Origin of the sequence: Pseudoalteromonas sp. OANN1 (assembly GCF_024124685.1) — a bacterium.
Taxonomy (GTDB): domain Bacteria; phylum Pseudomonadota; class Gammaproteobacteria; order Enterobacterales; family Alteromonadaceae; genus Pseudoalteromonas; species Pseudoalteromonas piscicida.
This window is the reverse complement of record NZ_JAMXSE010000053.1, coordinates 1-1,076: the sequence shown is the minus strand read 5'-3', so window position 1 is coordinate 1,076 and position 1,076 is coordinate 1. Positions and strand designations below refer to the sequence as shown.

General features: G+C 42.8%; 1 protein-coding gene. It reads left to right on the top strand.

From position 1 onward, the window contains the following. Positions 1-106: 106 nt before the first annotated feature. A partial coding sequence (locus NH462_RS22830; protein WP_253107828.1) for an IS481 family transposase occupies positions 107-1,076 on the top strand: 970 nt, incomplete at its 3' end.

Below are 1,076 nucleotides of genomic sequence, written 5' to 3'. Positions count from 1 at the left end.
TGAATTAGTTCTGACCAGACCTGACAATTCGATTTGAAAAATTGAGAGTTACCCGTTTTGATAAAGGTGTCGAATCTTTGTTCAAAACAACTAAGGAGTAACTCTCATGTTACATACTAACAATCCAATCATTAAACACAAAGCTGGTTTGCTCAATCTAGCTGAAGAGCTTGGAAACGTATCTAAAGCCTGCAAAATGATGGGGGTTTCGCGAGATACGTTTTATCGTTATCAAGAGCTCGTTGATGAAGGCGGTATTGATGCACTCATCGATAAATCGCGTAGAACACCAAACCTGAAGAACCGTGTAGATGAAGAGACTGAAAAAGCAGTTTGCACCTATGCGATTGAATTTCCGGCTCACGGGCAAGTCAGAGCCAGCAATGAGTTAAGAAAGCAAGGCGTATTTGTTTCTGCCAGTGGTGTGCGGTCTGTTTGGTTGCGCCATGACTTGGAAAACTTTAAAAAGCGTCTGAAAGCGCTAGAGGCTAAAGTCGCGCAAGAAGGTCTCATTCTCACAGAATCCCAGGTAACAGCCCTTGAGAAGAAAAAACAGGACGATGAAGCCTGCGGCGAAATTGAGACTGAGCACCCAGGATATCTTGGTTCACAGGATACTTTTTATGTTGGAAACCTAAAGGGAGTTGGCCGTATATATCAGCAAACTTTTGTTGATACATATTGCAAAGTTGCGTTTGCAAAGCTCTACACCACTAAAACACCGATCACAGCAGCAGATCTACTGAATGATAGAGTTTTGCCTTACTTTGAGCAGCACGAACTACCTATGCTACGGATCCTCACTGATCGTGGAACTGAGTACTGCGGTAAGGTTGAGCACCATGATTATCAGCTTTATCTAGCGATCAACGACATAGACCATACCAAAACCAAGGCAATGTCGCCGCAGACAAACGGTATCTGCGAACGCTTCCACAAAACGATACTTCAAGAGTTTTATCAAGTGACATTTCGCAAAAAGTTATACAGCTCTCTGGAAGAGCTCCAAAAGGATCTGGACGAGTGGATAAATTACTACAATAATGACCGAACTCATCAAGGAAAAAAATGCTGTG